Annotated in this window: 13 protein-coding genes; 2 read left to right on the top strand and 11 right to left on the bottom strand. The window is 68.8% G+C overall.

The window, feature by feature from the left end:
* Window positions 1-152 precede the first annotated feature (152 nt).
* The 11 genes from AZC_RS03640 to AZC_RS03590 all read right to left on the bottom strand — a co-directional run bounded on the left by AZC_RS03640 (window position 153) and on the right by AZC_RS03590 (window position 13,072).
* Complete coding sequence (locus tag AZC_RS03640) at window positions 153-893, bottom strand: nucleotidyltransferase family protein (protein ID WP_420794829.1); 741 nt, start codon at window positions 891-893, stop codon at window positions 153-155.
* Complete coding sequence (gene tsaE / locus AZC_RS03635; protein ID WP_012169242.1) at window positions 872-2,425, bottom strand: tRNA (adenosine(37)-N6)-threonylcarbamoyltransferase complex ATPase subunit type 1 TsaE; 1,554 nt, start codon at window positions 2,423-2,425, stop codon at window positions 872-874. Before tsaE ends, AZC_RS03640 begins: the two co-directional genes overlap by 22 nt.
* The gene (locus AZC_RS03630; protein ID WP_052285844.1) at window positions 2,422-4,941 is read right to left on the bottom strand and encodes a sensor histidine kinase; all 2,520 of its coding nucleotides are present in this window, start codon (window positions 4,939-4,941) and stop codon (window positions 2,422-2,424) included. Before AZC_RS03630 ends, tsaE begins: the two co-directional genes overlap by 4 nt.
* 369 nt (window positions 4,942-5,310) lie before the next feature.
* Window positions 5,311-6,294, bottom strand: coding sequence for a cysteine synthase A (gene cysK / locus AZC_RS03625; RefSeq protein ID WP_012169240.1), 984 nt, complete (start codon window positions 6,292-6,294; stop codon window positions 5,311-5,313).
* A gap of 61 nt (window positions 6,295-6,355) precedes the next feature.
* A complete protein-coding gene (locus AZC_RS03620) occupies window positions 6,356-6,796 on the bottom strand; it encodes an RrF2 family transcriptional regulator (RefSeq protein ID WP_012169239.1) in 441 nt (146 codons plus the stop codon).
* Window positions 6,797-6,815: 19 nt separating this feature from the next.
* Window positions 6,816-7,289, bottom strand: a complete 474-nt coding sequence (dut, locus tag AZC_RS03615; RefSeq protein WP_012169238.1) for a dUTP diphosphatase — start codon at window positions 7,287-7,289, stop codon at window positions 6,816-6,818.
* Window positions 7,290-7,571: 282 nt separating this feature from the next.
* Entirely contained in the window at window positions 7,572-8,585 is a 1,014-nt protein-coding gene (locus AZC_RS03610) for a KpsF/GutQ family sugar-phosphate isomerase (protein WP_043879980.1), read from the bottom strand.
* A gap of 84 nt (window positions 8,586-8,669) precedes the next feature.
* Complete coding sequence (locus AZC_RS03605) at window positions 8,670-9,305, bottom strand: acetyltransferase (protein WP_012169236.1); 636 nt, start codon at window positions 9,303-9,305, stop codon at window positions 8,670-8,672.
* 110 nt (window positions 9,306-9,415) lie between these two features.
* Complete coding sequence (locus AZC_RS03600) at window positions 9,416-10,111, bottom strand: DUF1045 domain-containing protein (protein WP_012169235.1); 696 nt, start codon at window positions 10,109-10,111, stop codon at window positions 9,416-9,418.
* A 71-nt stretch (window positions 10,112-10,182) separates the two neighbouring features.
* Window positions 10,183-11,313 (bottom strand): alpha-D-ribose 1-methylphosphonate 5-triphosphate diphosphatase, encoded by a 1,131-nt coding sequence (locus AZC_RS03595; RefSeq protein ID WP_012169234.1) that lies wholly within the window; start codon window positions 11,311-11,313, stop codon window positions 10,183-10,185.
* Window positions 11,314-11,506: 193 nt separating this feature from the next.
* On the bottom strand, window positions 11,507-13,072 hold the full coding sequence (locus AZC_RS03590) for a hypothetical protein (RefSeq protein ID WP_012169233.1): 1,566 nt from the start codon (window positions 13,070-13,072) through the stop codon (window positions 11,507-11,509).
* A 384-nt stretch (window positions 13,073-13,456) separates the two neighbouring features.
* Here AZC_RS03590 and argB point away from each other — a divergent pair, with 384 nt between their 5' ends.
* Together argB and AZC_RS03580 are read left to right on the top strand one after the other, a co-directional pair.
* Complete coding sequence (gene argB / locus AZC_RS03585) at window positions 13,457-14,362, top strand: acetylglutamate kinase (RefSeq protein WP_043878847.1); 906 nt, start codon at window positions 13,457-13,459, stop codon at window positions 14,360-14,362.
* A gap of 50 nt (window positions 14,363-14,412) precedes the next feature.
* Window positions 14,413-15,138, top strand: coding sequence for a pyrimidine 5'-nucleotidase (locus tag AZC_RS03580; RefSeq protein WP_012169231.1), 726 nt, complete (start codon window positions 14,413-14,415; stop codon window positions 15,136-15,138).
* Window positions 15,139-15,344 lie beyond the last annotated feature (206 nt).

Raw genomic sequence — 15,344 nt, 5'->3', positions numbered from 1 at the left:
CCTCCCGCCCTCCTGCGCAAGGGTGCGGGGAAGACGGAACACCTCCACCAAAGCGCCACAGTCCCTCTCCCGCGTGCGGGTCGGGCTTTGGCCGGGCGCCGGCTCAGAGAGCGCACACGGCTGGAGACAGCGAGCGGGAACCGCCGGCCCGCTCAGTCGCTCGAGCGGCGGATGGCTTCTTCGGCGGCGGGAATGGCGTCGGGCGTGCCCACATGCATCCACACGCCTTCGAGCCGCAGGCCATAGAGGCGGCGGGCTTCGATGGATTTGGCGAAGACCTTGGTCAGCGAGAAGCCGCCCTCGGGCGTGCCCTCGAACAGGTCCGGCTTGAGCACGCAGGCGCCCGCATAGACAAAGGGCGCCACGAGACGCTCGCCGCGCCAGTCGAGAACGCCGTTCGGGTCCATGAGGAAATCCCCCGCCCCGTCATAGCCGACCGAGGTGGCGGCGCCCGCCACCAGAAGCAAAGCGTCCATGGTGGCCGGGTCGAAGCGGGCCATGAGCCGCTTCAGGTTCGGCTGCACGCCTTCGATCCAGATGGTGTCGGCATTGATGGCGAGGAAAGGCTCGCCATGGAAGAAATGCAGCGCCTTGCGGATGCCGCCGCCGGTTTCCAGCAATTGCCCGCGCTCGTCGGAGATGTGGATGCGCGGCGGCGCCGTGCGCAGCGCCAGATGCTGTTCCAGCTGGTCGGCATGGTGGTGGACGTTCACCACCGCCTCGCGAATGTCGGAGGCCTCCAGGCGGTCGAGCACATGGTCGATCAGCGCGCGGCCGTCCACCTCCACCAGCGGCTTCGGCCGGTGGTCGGTCAAGGGGCGCATGCGGGTGCCCATGCCTGCCGCAAGCACCATGGCGCGCGAAATCGTGGTCACGTCTGGAATTCCCTCGATGGCAACACGGCCTCGTACCACATCCGCAACGATCCGAGTTCGGGATGGGAGAGGCACCGGGCGAGATACCGCCTAATACGCGGAAGGTGACGCAAATATTGCGGCTTGCCGTCGCGGGCGTTCAGGCGGGCGAAAATGCCCAGAATCTTGGTGGCCCGCTGCGCGCCCATGAGCGCGTAGAGATGCTCGAAGCGCGTGGCGTCGAAGGTCGGCTCCGCTTCCTGCCGGATGTCGATGTAATGGTCGAGGAGATCAACCTCCAGCGTCTCGGGCACGTCCACGCGGGCATCCTGCGCCAGCGAGGCGACGTCATAGGCGGCCGGTCCCAGCACCGCGTCCTGGAAGTCGATGAGGCCCACCTTGCCGAGGCCGCGGCGGTGATCCATCCAGATCAGGTTGGGCGAGTGATAGTCGCGCAGCACCCAGGTCTGCGGCTCGTGCAGCACGGTCGACAGCGCGCCGCGCCACAGCAGCAGGAATTCGTCCCGCACCAACTGATCGGCCTGCGCGCCCCGGAACGGCAGGTACCAGTCGAGCATCAGCTCCACTTCGATCAGGAAGGCTTCGATCGTGTAAGTGGGCAGCACATATTCCACCTGCGGGGCGATGTGCAGCACGCTCGGCAGCGGCCGGGAATGCAGGTTCGCCAGCAGCTCCATGGAAGCGGCATAGCGCTCGCGGATGGGCTCGGGCGGATTGCCCGCCACCACGCCGTCGGAGCCCAGATCCTCCAGGATGAGGAGACCCCGGTCGAGATCGGCCGCGTAGATTTCCGGCGCCGAGAAGCCCTCGTGGCGCAAGGCCTTGGCCATGGCGATGAAGGGGCGCACGTCCTCGGCCAGATGCACCAGACGGCTGTAGGGCAGCCCCCGCTTCACCGGCGGCCCGTCCGGTCGGCGCGGCGCGTTCATCAGCACTGCGGATCGGTCCGGCAGGACGAGGCGGGCATAGGAGCGGCTGGAGGCATCGCCCTGGAGATAGCGCCGCTCGGCCTTGCCGAAGCCGCTGCTTTCGATGAGATATTCCGCGACGTTCAGCCGGTCGAGCCGCTCGGCGAAGGCGCCGGAGCCGACCAGCAGGGCGCGGCGCGCATCCGGCCCGAGGTCGGGCGCCAGTTCCAGCGCGACATCGAGCCGGGAGGCCGGCATGTGGGAACCGGCACGGTCCGGCCATTCCACGATGAGGATGCCGTCCTCGCACATCTCGTCCCAGCCGATCTCGTCCAGTTCCTCCGGATCGGCAAGGCGATAGAGGTCGGCATGGGTCACCTTCCCCCGGCCGAACTCATAGGTGATGACAAGGGAGAAGGTCGGGCTCGGCACCTCGAGGCGCGGATCGCCCGCAAGCGCCCGCACCAGAAAGCGGGCGAGCGCCGTCTTGCCGGCCCCGAGGTCCCCGGACAGGGCGACCACGTCGCCATTGGACAGCCAGGGCGTGAGGGTGGCGGCGAGTTGTGCCGTATCGGCCAGCGTCCGCAGTTCCACGGCGAGGGTGGCGGGACGGCCGGGCACGCGTTCGAAGGACAGGCTCATGCGGCGGCCTCATGCCGTCGCTGATCCAACGGGAAGACGCAGATGGCCAGGGTGCCGCCGCCCGGTGCGGGCTTCAGCGTCACGGTGCCGCCGTGCAGTTCCATGAAGGAGCGCACGATGGACAGGCCGAGCCCCACGCCCCGCCGCTTGCCGCCCGCGCTCTCGAAGCGCTGGAACAGCTGCTCCACGGTCGCCGGATCGATGCCGGGGCCGTGGTCGCGCACGGTGAGCACCAGCGCGTCGCGCAGCCGGTCCGCCCGCAGGGTAACGGCGGAGCCGGGAGGCTCCACGGCAATGGCGTTGGAGAGGAGGTTGAAGAGGATCTGCCGCACCCGCCGCCCGTCGGCGATGAAGGTGCCGGGCTCGCCCGACCATTCCAGTTCCAGCCGCACGCCGGCGCTCTCCAGCAGATCGCGCACGGAATCGGCCGCGGCTTCCAGTGTCGCAGTCACGTCCACCGCGTCGAGGTCGAGGGCCATGGCGCCGGCATCGATGGTGGCGAGGTCCAGAATGTCGTCGATGAGCTCGCGCAGGGCGTCCGCCGACTGGTTCACATGGGTCATGAACTCACGCTGGCGCGGGTTCATCTCGCCCGCCACGCCCTCGGCCAGCATGTGGGCATAGCCGATGAGGGAATTGAGCGGTGTGCGCAGGTGATAGGAGACGTGGCCGACGAAGGCGTTCTTCAGCACATCGGCGGCTTCCAGTGCCTCGTTGCGCTCGATGAGGGCGCGCTCCACCTTCACGCTGTCTGTCACATCGCGGAAGGTGACCATGGTGCCGCCGTCCGGCAGCGGCTGGGCGGCGCCGTCCAGCACACGCTTGTCGGCGGTCTCCAGCCGGAGCGTCTCGCCCTCGCGGTGGTCAAGGGCGGTGATGACGTTGCGGATGCGCGCCCAGGCGCCGCTCTCGCCATGCTTGGGCCGGCACATGGCGGCCACCGCATCGATATGCGGGCGCTCGCCCAGCGCCTGCGCGCTCAGGGACCACAGGCGCAGGAAGGCCTGATTGTAGAGCCGCAGACGCCCGTCCGAGCCGAACACGGCGACCGCTTCCGCAAGCCCGTCCAGCGTCTCGCCCTGGATGCGGATGAGGCTGTTGTAGCGGCCTTCCAGCGCCATGTGCTCGGACATGTCGTCGAACAGGAAGGTCACGCCGCCCTCGGCGGTGGGGGCGGCAACCACGCGCAGCATCTGCCCGCCGGGCAGGTGCCACCAGTCGTTCATGGGCTCGAGGCCGCGATACGATTCCCGCAACTGCTCGCGCCAGGCGCGGAAATCCGCCTGTTCGGGCACCTTGCGCGCGGCGCGCAGGCGCTCCAGCACCTCGCTCTGGCTGGGGCGCTGGTCGAGGAAGGCGGGTTCGAGATCGAACAGGCGCTCATAGGCCGTGTTGTGGAAGTCCACCCGGTCATCGGGGCCGAAGATGACGACGGCCGTGTTGAGCTGGTCGAGCGTGCGCCTGTGGGCGGCAAGGCTGCGCTCATGCTCGACGCGGGCGGCCTCCTGGTCGGTCACGTCGATGGCCACGCCCGCCGCGCCATAGGGCCCGGCCGCTTCCACCACGTCCAGCAGGCGGCGCTTGCCGCCGGCGACCACGCGCACGCGGGCGACATAAGGCTGCCCCTGACGGTGGGCCGCCTCGGCTGCCTCCCGCGCGGCCTGATCGAGCAGTTCCGAACGCTCCGCGCCTTCGGGCGCGCCGCAGGCCACCGCCTTCTCGAAGGCCGCGTTGACGGCCTCCAGCGTGCCATCCGGACTGCGCCACCACATGGGCACGGGGGCGCCGTCGAAGATGGCGCGCAAGGCCTGCGCCTGCGTCGAGGCGCCGACGCCTTCCCCGGCAGCGGGCTCGCCGGCCGCGATGACCCGGAGGCCGGCCACGCCACGCCCCTCGATCTGAAGCAGTGCGGCGGCGCGGTCGCGCGTCAGAATGCGGAAGGGCGTGCCCTCGCGTACCAGCGCGGCAAGGGGGCCTTCCAGCGCGGCAACGGCCTCGACGCCCACCCAGGCGACGAGGCCGTTGGCAAGCGCATGGGCGTCGGCCGCATCGGAAAAGGCGCTGGCGGCATCGCCGAAGGATTCCAGCCGGCCGCCGTCGCGCCACAGGATGAAGCCGCGGGCGCTGCCGGCCGCGAGCGCGCGCAGGGCCTGCACGTCAGCCCGCAAGGCCTGCGCCCGCTCGGACAGGTGCCGCTCGGCCCGGCTGCGCCGCGTGCGCGCCCGGACGGCATAGATCCCGGCCGCCAGGGCCATGAGCGAGGCGCCCGCCGCCAGCGTTGCGAGAGCGCCAGACGATGGTAGCGCCTCCAGCGGCCCGGCATGGGCGGGCACGGCGGAGGACAGCACGGCCGCCGCCGGCACGAAGCGGGCCAGCACACGCGCCAGAGGGCGGTCGGAAAGGGCAAGGATCATGCGGCGGGGAAGACAGGAAGGGACACGGGAAACGGGGCGATCCTGATTGCGGCCGACGCCATCCGCGTCCGGCGCGCCGAAGGTCCGGCTTCGCTCAGCCATTCGCCCCCGCATCCTTCCGTTCGCCAGAGCGCCCTTTGGGAGCGCCGCGCCGCTACTGCGAATCAAGGGTGTCATCCTAGTCGAGGCTCCCCGGCCATAGAAGCCGGAGCCTCACCCGCATAGGGCCGCGATGCTTAAGGGTCCGTTAACCCTGTGCCCCGCCAAGGCTTTGCGCGGAAGGCCCCGGCAGCATTGCCGGTGGACAGAGCGCGAACCCGGTCCCGCCGCCGATTCGGACGCCCTTTGGTCTCCCGCCGTTCCCCCGGCCCTTCCCTAACGTCCCGATTCGGGACGGAGGCCCCCAATGCAAAACGCCTCCCCCGCCGGTGGGCGGGAGAGGCGCGGCAGAACGCGGGACGAAGACGAGGATCAGAGACCCTCGAACAGCGCCGTCGAGAGGTAGCGCTCGGCGAAGGAGGGCACGATCACCACGATGTTCTTGCCTTCATTCTCCTTGCGGGCGCCGATCTCCAGCGCCGCGGCCACCGCCGCACCCGAGGAGATGCCGCCGGGGATACCCTCATAGCGGGCAAGCGCGCGGGCGGTGTCGAAGGCGGTCTGATTGCCCACCGTTACCACCTCGTCGATGATCGAACGGTCGAGCACGTCCGGCACGAAGCCGGCGCCGATGCCCTGGATCTTGTGCGGGCCGGGCTGGCCGCCGGAGAGCACCGGGCTGTCCTCGGGCTCCACCGCCACCATGCGCAGGGAGGCCTTGCGGGGCTTCAGCACCTGGCCGATGCCGGTGATGGTGCCGCCAGTGCCGACGCCAGAGACGACGAGATCGACCGCGCCGTCCGTATCGTTCCAGATCTCCTCCGCCGTGGTGGCGCGGTGGACGGCGGGATTCGCCTTGTTCTTGAACTGCTGCGGCATCACCGACTTGGGGATTTCCTTGAGCAGTTCCTCGGCGCGGGTGACGGCGCCGCGCATGCCGAGGTTGGCGGGCGTCAGCACCAGCTCGGCGCCCAGCAGGGCCAGCATCTTGCGGCGCTCCACCGACATGCTCTCGGGCATGACGAGGATGAGGCGCAGGCCACGGGCGGCGGCGACGAAGGCGAGCGCGATGCCGGTGTTGCCGGAGGTGGGCTCAACCAGCACGGTATCGGGATCGAGCTGGCCGGCTTCCGCGATGGCGTCGACCATGGCGACGCCGATGCGGTCCTTCACGCTGGCGATGGGATTGAAGAACTCGAGCTTGGCCAGGATGTTGGCCTTCACGCCGCGCAGCTCGGGCAGCCGGTGCAGGCGCACCAGCGGCGTGTTGCCGACGGTCTCGGTGATGGAATCATAGACACGGCCCCGGCCCGGACGCGGGGCGGCAGAGGCGGCTTTGGCAGCGGACGTCGCCATTGGACGGTCTCCTCAGGGATTGGACGGCGCGCGGCGCCCGTCGGACGTATGGGTTGAACGATCAGATGATGAAATCGATGCGGTCGTTCTCGATGCCATGACCCTTCTGGTCCGCCGCGCGGCAGAGATCCTCCAGGGTCACGGTGTCGAGCGCGGTGTCGAAGGTCTGTTCGGCGGCGGCGACGGCGGGCTGCACCACTTCCGTCACCAGCGGCGGGAGGATGATTTCCTTCTCCTCCTCGGCGCCCTCCACCACGCGAACGATCTCCGCCACGGAGACCCGGCGGCGCTCGCGCGCCAGCTCATAGCCGCCGCGCGGCCCGCGCACGCCCTTCAGCACGCCCGCATGGACGAGGGCCTGCAGCACCGGCTCCAGCCGCCGGGGCGGCAGGCCGTGACGGGCAGCGAGGGACTTGGCGGCCACCGGCGTTCCACGGGCGTGAACGGCGACATCGACGACGGCGGCGATGGCGAGAAGACTCTTGTCGGACAAACGCGGCATGGGGCTGTGGCTATCCCGGTTAGGGCGTCCGGTCGAGCCCTGTCGAGCCGAAACCACCGACGCCGCGTGCAGTTTCGCCCAAATTTCCAGTTTCCACCAGCGTTATTTGTTGAACTCCCGCAATCACCATCTGTGCGATGCGCATTCCACGGGAAACCGTGAAGGGTTCGCGTCCGTGGTTGATGAGGATGACGCCGACCTCGCCGCGATAGTCGGCATCGATGGTGCCCGGCGCGTTGAGCACGGTGACGCCGAACTTGAGCGCGAGGCCGGAGCGGGGGCGCACCTGCGCCTCCATGCCCTCGGGCAATTCGAGGGCCAGCCCAGTGGGGACCAACGCCCAGGCCCCGGGGGCAATCACGAGCGGCACCTCGGCCGGCACGGCGGCCACAAGGTCCATGCCCGCCGAGGCGGCCGTGGCATATTCGGGCAAAGGCAGGTCCATGCCATGCGGCAGGCGGACCACGGGCACGTCAAGGCGCGTCGCGCTCATCTGTCATCCTCGGATGCAAGGCGGCGCGGCCGCCGGAGGGATGGGGCACGGTCCGGCGGGGCCGGAGTTGTGGCTTGGAGTTAAGTCTTCGAAGGTCAGGCCTGGGACTGGCGGCATTACCCCCCTCCCCGGCCCTCCCCCACAAGGGGGGAGGGGGAGCGTTGCTATGGCGGGGAGGTCCCCTTGAGCAGAAAAGCCCTCCCCCCTTGCGGGGGAGGGTTGGGAGGGGGGTAGAACGGCCGCCGCCAGAGCGCCGCCTCCGTCCCGCCCCCCAACAAAACCTCAGGCCACGCCCACGTGGAGCAGGTCGTGGATGTGGATGGCGCCCACCGGGCGGCCGTCCTCCACCACCATGAGGGCGGTGATCTTCGCCGTGTTGAGCAGCCGCAGGGCTTCGGAGACCATCTGGTCCGGCCGGATCGTCTTCGGGCTGCGGCTCATGATGGCGTCCACCGGCCGGGACGGCAGGTCGTTCGCCATGTGGCGGCGCAGGTCGCCATCGGTCACGATCCCGGCCAGCCGGCCATCGCCATCGAGCACGGCGACGCAGCCGAGGCCCTTGGCGCTCATCTCCACCAGCACCTCGCCCATGAGCGCGCCCGACCGGGCGAGCGGCAGCGCCTCGCCGGCGCGCATCACGTCCCGCACGAACTTGAGGTTGGCGCCCAGCTTGCCGCCGGGATGGAAGGTGCGGAAATCCTTGGCAGTGAAGCCACGGCTCTCCAGCAAGGCGACAGCGAGCGCATCGCCCATGGCGAGCTGCATCAGCGTGGAGGTGGTGGGCGCAAGGCCGAGCGGGCAGGCTTCCGGCGACAGCGGCAGTGCCAGCACCACGCGGGCGGCGCGGGCGAGCGCGCTCTCGCGATTGGAGGTGATGGCGATGAGCGGCACGTCGAACCGCAGCGCATAGTCCACAATGTCGCGCAGTTCCGCCGTCTCGCCGGACCAGGACAGGCCAATGATGACGTCTTCCGGCGCCACCATGCCGAGGTCGCCGTGGCTTGCCTCAGCGGGATGGACGTAATGGGCCGGGGTGCCGGTGGAGGCGAGCGTCGCGGCGATCTTGCGCGCCACATGCCCGCTCTTGCCCATGCCTGTGACGATCACCCGACCCTTGGCCCCGAGGATGGTCGCGACCGCCGCCTCGAACGCCTCGCCGAGGCCGTTGCCCACGGCGGCGATCAGCGCGGCAAGGCCCGCCGCCTCGGTCTCAAGGGTGGACAGAGCGGAGGCGATGGCCGGGGAACGGGTCTCGGTCACGGATGTGTCGACTTTCGTCGAGGGAGCGGCAGTCATGGCGAGGCCATAGCACTGTTCGCCGGCCAAGGGGAGTTTCCGGCCCGACATATCCCCCCGGCGCCAGCGGATGGCCGCGCCACCTCACTCCGCGGCGGAGACCGCCCGCCGCTCGTATTTCTCAAGGAAGCCTTCCACGGGCAGTGCGCGGAAATCCTCCAGCGCGGCGCGCAGCGACCCATGGTCCCAGTCCCACCAGGCGAGCGCCTGAAGGCGTTCCGCAATGGTCTCGGGAAAGCGCCATTTCACGATGCGCGCCGGCACACCCGCGACGATGGCATAGGGCGGGACGTCCTTGGTGACGACGGCACCGGCCGCCACCACGGCACCGGTCCCGATGGTGCGGCCGGGCAGGATGACGGCGCCATGCCCGACCCAGATGTCATGACCAAGCGTCACGCCATGGTCACGCCGCCACTGGAAGAAGTCCGGCTCGTCTTGGGCATCGTCGAAATAGGTGGAGGCGCGATAGGTGAAATGGGACTGGCTGGCTCGCCACATGGGGTGGTTGCCGGGATTGATGCGCGTCAGCGCCGCGATGGAGCAGAACCTGCCCACCTGCGTGTAGGCCATGTCGCTGTCATGCTCGATGTAGGAATAGTCCCCCATCGCCACTTCCAGCAGCTTCACCCGCGCGCCCACCTCCGTATAGCGGCCGAGGCTTGAGTCCTTCACGCTGGCGGTGGGGTCGATGAGAGGGGCGAGGCCGAGCTTCTTCATGACAGTCCTGTCTCCGGAGGCGGCGGAAAATGCGACGCCCCGATGACAGCCGTACGACGGTCCGACGGCCCGGGCGGACTGCCGCCACGTTCGCGCCTCGAAGCCCCGGCTCAGGCGCCCAGCGGCGCGCGGTGAAGGATGCGGAAGCGCATGCCCGGCGCCTCCTGCACATAGAGCGCCGCATCCTCCACCTTGACGGGCAGGTGCGCCCCGCTGGCCGCATAAGCGTCACACAGCGCCTGCGTGGCCCGGCCCAGCGCCGGCTCCGCCAGAGCGGAGGAGAGTGTCATGTGGAAGCGGAATTCCTCCCGCACATAAGGGTAACCGTAGCGGTGCAGATAGGCGAGCTGGCGCGCCGAGAGACGCTCCGGCTTGCGGCGGGCGATCTCCGCTTCGCTGAGCGGCGCCCGCAAGGCGTCCAGTTCCTCCACCGCATCCGCCGCCAGATCCTCCAGCGCCGGAACCGGCGCCGGCGGCACGAGGGCGATGAAGGTGCCGATCTGGCGGACCTCCAGCGGCGGCAGCTCGAAGGGGTGATGCCCGGCCGCAAAGCGCGCGAGCGCGGCGAAGAGGTCGGTCTCGTCCGCGCCCTCCGCCAGCCGGAAGGGCGCCTTCAGCGTGCCGTGGAAGCCGTAGCGGCGGGGCTCGTGGGTCTGCTCGAACCATTCCTCCGGCGTGAAGCCGGCAAGGGCGGCCGGGGCGATGTCCTCGCCCGTCTCCGCATCATAGCCGACCACGGACGAGCCGAAGCGCCACAAGGCGCTGTCTGGGGGCGGCGCGAGATAGATGGCATAGCGAACGGACACGCTGCGGCTCCCCGGACAAAGGCGTCTTTTCTGCTTAACGGCCGGCCGGGCCGGAGGGAAGGCAGGCAGCCTCAGAACACCCGGGCGCCTTCCACCTGCACCTCGCGCACCACCGGCGTCGGGCCGACGATGCGGAAGCGCAGGAGGTCCGCCCGGAGCCCCGGCGCGAGGCGGCCGCGATCGGAGAGACCTGCAAGGTCCGCCGGGCGGGCGGTCACAAGGGCGAGGGCCTGCGGCAGGCTCACACCGTCCTGCGAGAGCTTCACCGCCGCCTGCAGCATGCTGGCCGGCACGTAATCGGAGGCGAGCGCATCGAGCAGGCCCGCCGCCACCAGATCCTTCATGGCGACGCCACCGGAATGGGAGCCGCCGCGCACCACGTTGGGCGCACCGCCGATGGTGGTGAGCCCCTCCGCATGGGCGGCATGGGCCGCTTCCTGCGTGGTTGGGAATTCGGAAATGGTGCAGCCGGCGGCCTTGGCGTCGGCCACATGCTCTGGCGTCGTGTCGTCATGGCTCGCCAGCGCCACGCCCGCGTCGCGAAGCAGCGCCGCCAGCCGGTCGAAATTGGCCGCCACCGCCGCCTGTCCGCGGGCCGTGCGCTCGGCAAGTTCCCGCTCCACATCCTCGGTGGTCTTGCCGATGCCGAGCAGATAGGTGCGCAACTGGTCCACATTGCGCCACTGCCGGGCGCCCGGCGTGTGGTCCATGAGCGAGGCAAGGCCGAGACGGCCCCGGTTCAGCTCGGGCTCGGCCAGTTCCAGCAGGCCGGGGTCGGTGAGCTCACAGCGCAGGTGGATGTGGTGGTCGGCCCGGAAATAGGGCGCGCCCTCCTCCACCGCATCCAGCATGATGGTGAAGAGTTCCTTCCGCGCGGACTTGGTCTGGTCGAAGCCCCCGGCGCAGATGGCGTCGAACACGGTGGTGATGCCCGCTGCCACCGTCTGCCCGTCATGGGCGAGCGCCGCCGCCCGCGCGTCCGGCCAGATGACCTTCGGGCGCGGGACGAAGTGATTCTCCAGCGCGTCCGTGTGCAGATCGATGAGGCCGGGCGCGAGATAGTCACCCGCGCAATCCACCGCACCGGAAAGCGCCGAGCGCCCCTCTTCCACCGCCGCGATGCGCCCGTCCCGCACCACCAGCGTGCCGTCGATCACCTGATCCTCAAGCACGAGCCGGGCGTTGGTGAAGACGGTTTCCATGGGGCGGACCTTTCGGGCTGGGCGGGGAGCGGCACGCAGAGCCGGCCTCGTGTCATGCCTTCATGACGGGCCGGTGACACTTGGAGGGCGATCCGAGCGGAGCGAACCAATCCGCTCGGTGAATCGCCCTCTAAACTCATGAAACAGAACGCGTGATCCCGTCAGATTGCGACGCAATCTGACTGCGCGTGCTCTAGTGGAGCGGCGCGGGCGGGATGACCTTGTAAAGCTGGAAGCGGTCGCCCGCATAGACGAGCTCGAGCCGGTCCGGATCGGGATTGGGGTCGCCCGGCTCGGTGAACAGCAGATAGACATAGTCGAAATGCTGCGGCCAGTAATCCCAGTAGCGCGGGCCGCCAGGGGTGCCGTCTTCCTCAGTTACCAGAAGCTGCTCGACGCTGGGCGGGGTGCCGTCCTCGGTGTCCACCCAGTCCGTATAGGGCTTGTGCACGCGCAGGATCTGCTTGCCCGGCACCGTGAAGGCGGTCGTCACCAGCGAGGAGCGCTCGATGATGGCAAGGCAGGCCGCATGGACAAGACCGAGGTCGGTCGCAGCCGAGCCGCCCCACGGGTCGGCATAGGCCACCAGCACCTTGGAGCCGCGCTTGATCTTGGCGATGGAGTCATGGAACGCCACCGTCCATTGCGTGAGGTTGTTCCACACCATCTGCACTTCGGTGACGCGGACCGCCACCAGCAGCACCAGCATCACCGCAAAGCCGCGCTGGGCGAGGCGGTGGCGCAGGTCGATCTGTATGGAGGCGATGACCATGAAGGCGATGGCGACCGGCATGCGCTGGTCGGCCATGTAGGTGGCGAAGACTGTGCGCGGCAGGGCGAGATAGACCGCCCCCGCGATCACCAGCAGGAAGAACAGGAAGGTGTGGGTGCGCAGCAGCCGGTGCCGCACCGCCCAGGCCGCCGCCAGCACGATGACGGCGGTGAGCGCGAAGGCGACGAAGTCGTAATAGACGTTGATGACGAACTCGAGCCCGTCGATCTTGCCGCGCGGCTCCCAGTAATTCTCCCCCTTGAGGCCCCAGGTGGGGCTCATCAGCAGCAGCGGCACCGTGAGCGCGAAGGGAAAGCCCGCCGTGACGAACGCCACCAGCCGGCCCTTGAGTGCCCCGCCCTTGCGGTCGAACAGTCGCATCAGCTCATAGGAGAGGATGCCGACGCCATACACGCCGGTCGCGAAGAGGTGGCAGAAGAACAGGGCGAGGACGAACAGGCAGGAGACCGCATAGCGCCACGGCCAGGGCTTGTCCCGCAGCATCACCCAGCTGGCGAGGCCGCACAGGCACAGGCCGATGCCGAAGATGTAGTTCATCACCCCGATGAGGAAAATGTTGTTGTAGAGCAGCGGGAAGGCCACCAGCGGGATGGCCGACCAGCTCCCGAACAGCGCCCGGTGGAGGTACATGGTGCCGAAGATGATGAGCGCGAAGCACATCAGCGTGTACATCTCGCCGGCCACATAGATGTCGGCAAAGCGGTCCAGCAGCGGGACCACCATGTCCATCATCAGGTTGGGCAGGACGCTCCATTCCAGGAAATAGAAGCGCGCGAGGTCCGAATCCTTCGGGGTCGCGATCACCTTCATCCGCGCCAGATGATTCACATAGTCGGACAGCGGCGGCAGCGGGTGGGTGACGATGGGGATCGCCACGAGCACGAAGCAGACGAGCGACAGCAGCAGGATCAGGCGCGGCGACAGATCGAGGGCCCGGCGGGGAGGAAGCGGAGCTTTGGGCGACATGGGCCTTCGGGAAATCAGGCGGGGAAATTCCAGCAGGGCATTAACCGGCTCTGAGGCCAGTGCAAGGGCTTTATTGTGGTGGTTCCGTGGCTGTGCGCCTCCTCTACCGCCGTCGGCGGCCCCCGGCTTCCCCCGTGCGGGCGAAACCGCTAGAAGGGCGCCCGGTGGCGGACCTTCCCGTGAGGGACCGCCGGCCCGGACATGCGGGCGGCCGGCTCCGGGAGGAACGGCTGTCCCGGCTTCGGGATCACGCCGCCCGCAGATTTCCCGATGCCCCGCGGCGCGGGGACGAAAATCTGCAACACACAGGAGTTAAGCCGGCGGAGCGCTGGCCAGCCAGCGACAGCCTGCTTTCAAGATCGCCCTCCAAGATCAGGCCCATCCATGAGCGCGTCCATCGCCGACAATGTCGCGGAAGCCCAACTCCAGGCCGAGGTGCTCACCAAGGCCCTCCCCCACATGCAGCGCTATGACGACGCCATCGTCGTGGTGAAATATGGCGGCCACGCCATGGGCAATGACGAACTGGCCCGCCACTTCGCCCAGGACATCGTGCTGCTGGAGCAGTCGGGCGTGAACCCGGTGGTGGTGCACGGCGGCGGCCCGCAGATCGGCGCCATGCTGGAGAAGCTCGGCATCAAGTCCGAATTCGCCGCCGGCCTGCGCATCACCGACAAGGCCACCATCGAGATCGTCGAGATGGTGCTGGCCGGCTCCATCAACAAGCAGATCGTCGGCTTCATCAATGAGGCGGGCGGCAAGGCCATCGGCCTGTGCGGCAAGGACGGCAACATGGTGCGCGCCCGCAAGGCCACCCGCACCATCGTCGATCCCCAGAGCCATATCGAGGAAGTGGTGGACCTCGGCTTCGTGGGCGAGCCCGACACCGTGGACACCATGGTGCTGGACCAGATCCTCGGCCGTGAGCTGATCCCGGTCCTCGCCCCCGTCGCCTCGGCGGTGGATGGCGGCACCTACAATGTGAATGCCGACACCTTCGCCGGCGCCATTGCCGGGGCGCTGGGCGCCAAGCGCCTGCTGCTGCTTACCGACGTGCCGGGCGTGCTCGACAAGAACAAGCAGCTCATCCCGCGCCTCACCATCGACGAATGCCGGGCACTCATTGCCGACGGCACCGTCTCCGGCGGCATGATCCCGAAGGTGGAGACCTGCATCTACGCGCTGGAGAAGGGCGTGGAAGGCGTGGTCATCATGGACGGCAAGCTGCCCCACTCGGTGCTGCTGGAGCTGCTGACCGACCACGGCATCGGCACCCTCATCACCCGCTGACATCCCGGGCGCGCCCCTCTCCGGGCGCGCCCTTTTCACACGGAACACCCATGACCGCTCAGGATCTGCCGCTGCCCCATTCCTCCGCCCCCGGCGCGCGCGGCTTCGATCAGGTGGAGACCTGGGTCTTCGACCTCGACAACACGCTCTATCCCGCCCAGCACGACCTCTGGGGCCAGATCGACGCGCGGATGCGCGACTATATCGCCGGCCTTTTGAACATCAGCCGCGAGGAAGCCTTCGCGCGGCAAAAGGACTATTATCGGCGCTACGGCACCTCGCTCCGCGGCCTGATGATCGAGCACGGCATCGACGCCCATGCCTTCCTCGACCATGTGCATGAGGTGGACCTCTCGACGCTGGAACCCTCCCCCCGCCTCGCGGCGGCGCTGGAGGGGCTGCCGGGCACCAAGCTCGTCTATACCAACGGTTCCGAGCGCCACGCCCTGAACGTGCTCGGCAAGCTGGGGCTCGATACCCACTTCTCGGCCATTCACGACATCGTGGCCGCCGAATTCCACCCCAAGCCCACCGAGGAAGCCTATCTGCGCTTCCTGCGCGCCCACGGGGTGGAGCCGACCCGCGCCGCCATGTTCGAGGACCTCGCCCGCAACCTCGAAGTGCCGCACCGCCTCGGCATGACCACCATCCTCGTGGTGCCGCCCACCGAGCAGATCGAGAGCCGCGAGAGCTGGGAATTCGAAGGCCGCGAAGCCGCCTTCGTTGACCACGTGACCGAAGACCTCGCCGGCTTCCTGGAAACGCTCGGCGGCTGAGCGCTCAGGCCGCCACGCGGCCGGCTTCCCCATCGACATCCGCCCCCGCACCGCACCCATTTTCGGGTGCGATGCGCCAAAATGCGTCAAGCCTGCTTTTGCGGCAATTTCGTTTCGTAACGCTTCCAAACAACGAAATTGCCGCTGGCCCGCACTCATGTCAGCCTGACTGTCCAAAGCGACCTGCGGCTCCAAGACCGCTCGGC

The organism is Azorhizobium caulinodans ORS 571 (assembly GCF_000010525.1).
Classification (GTDB): Bacteria; Pseudomonadota; Alphaproteobacteria; order Rhizobiales; family Xanthobacteraceae; genus Azorhizobium; species Azorhizobium caulinodans.
The sequence above is the reverse complement of the archived record's forward strand: the minus strand, read 5'-3'. Positions and strand labels throughout refer to the sequence as shown.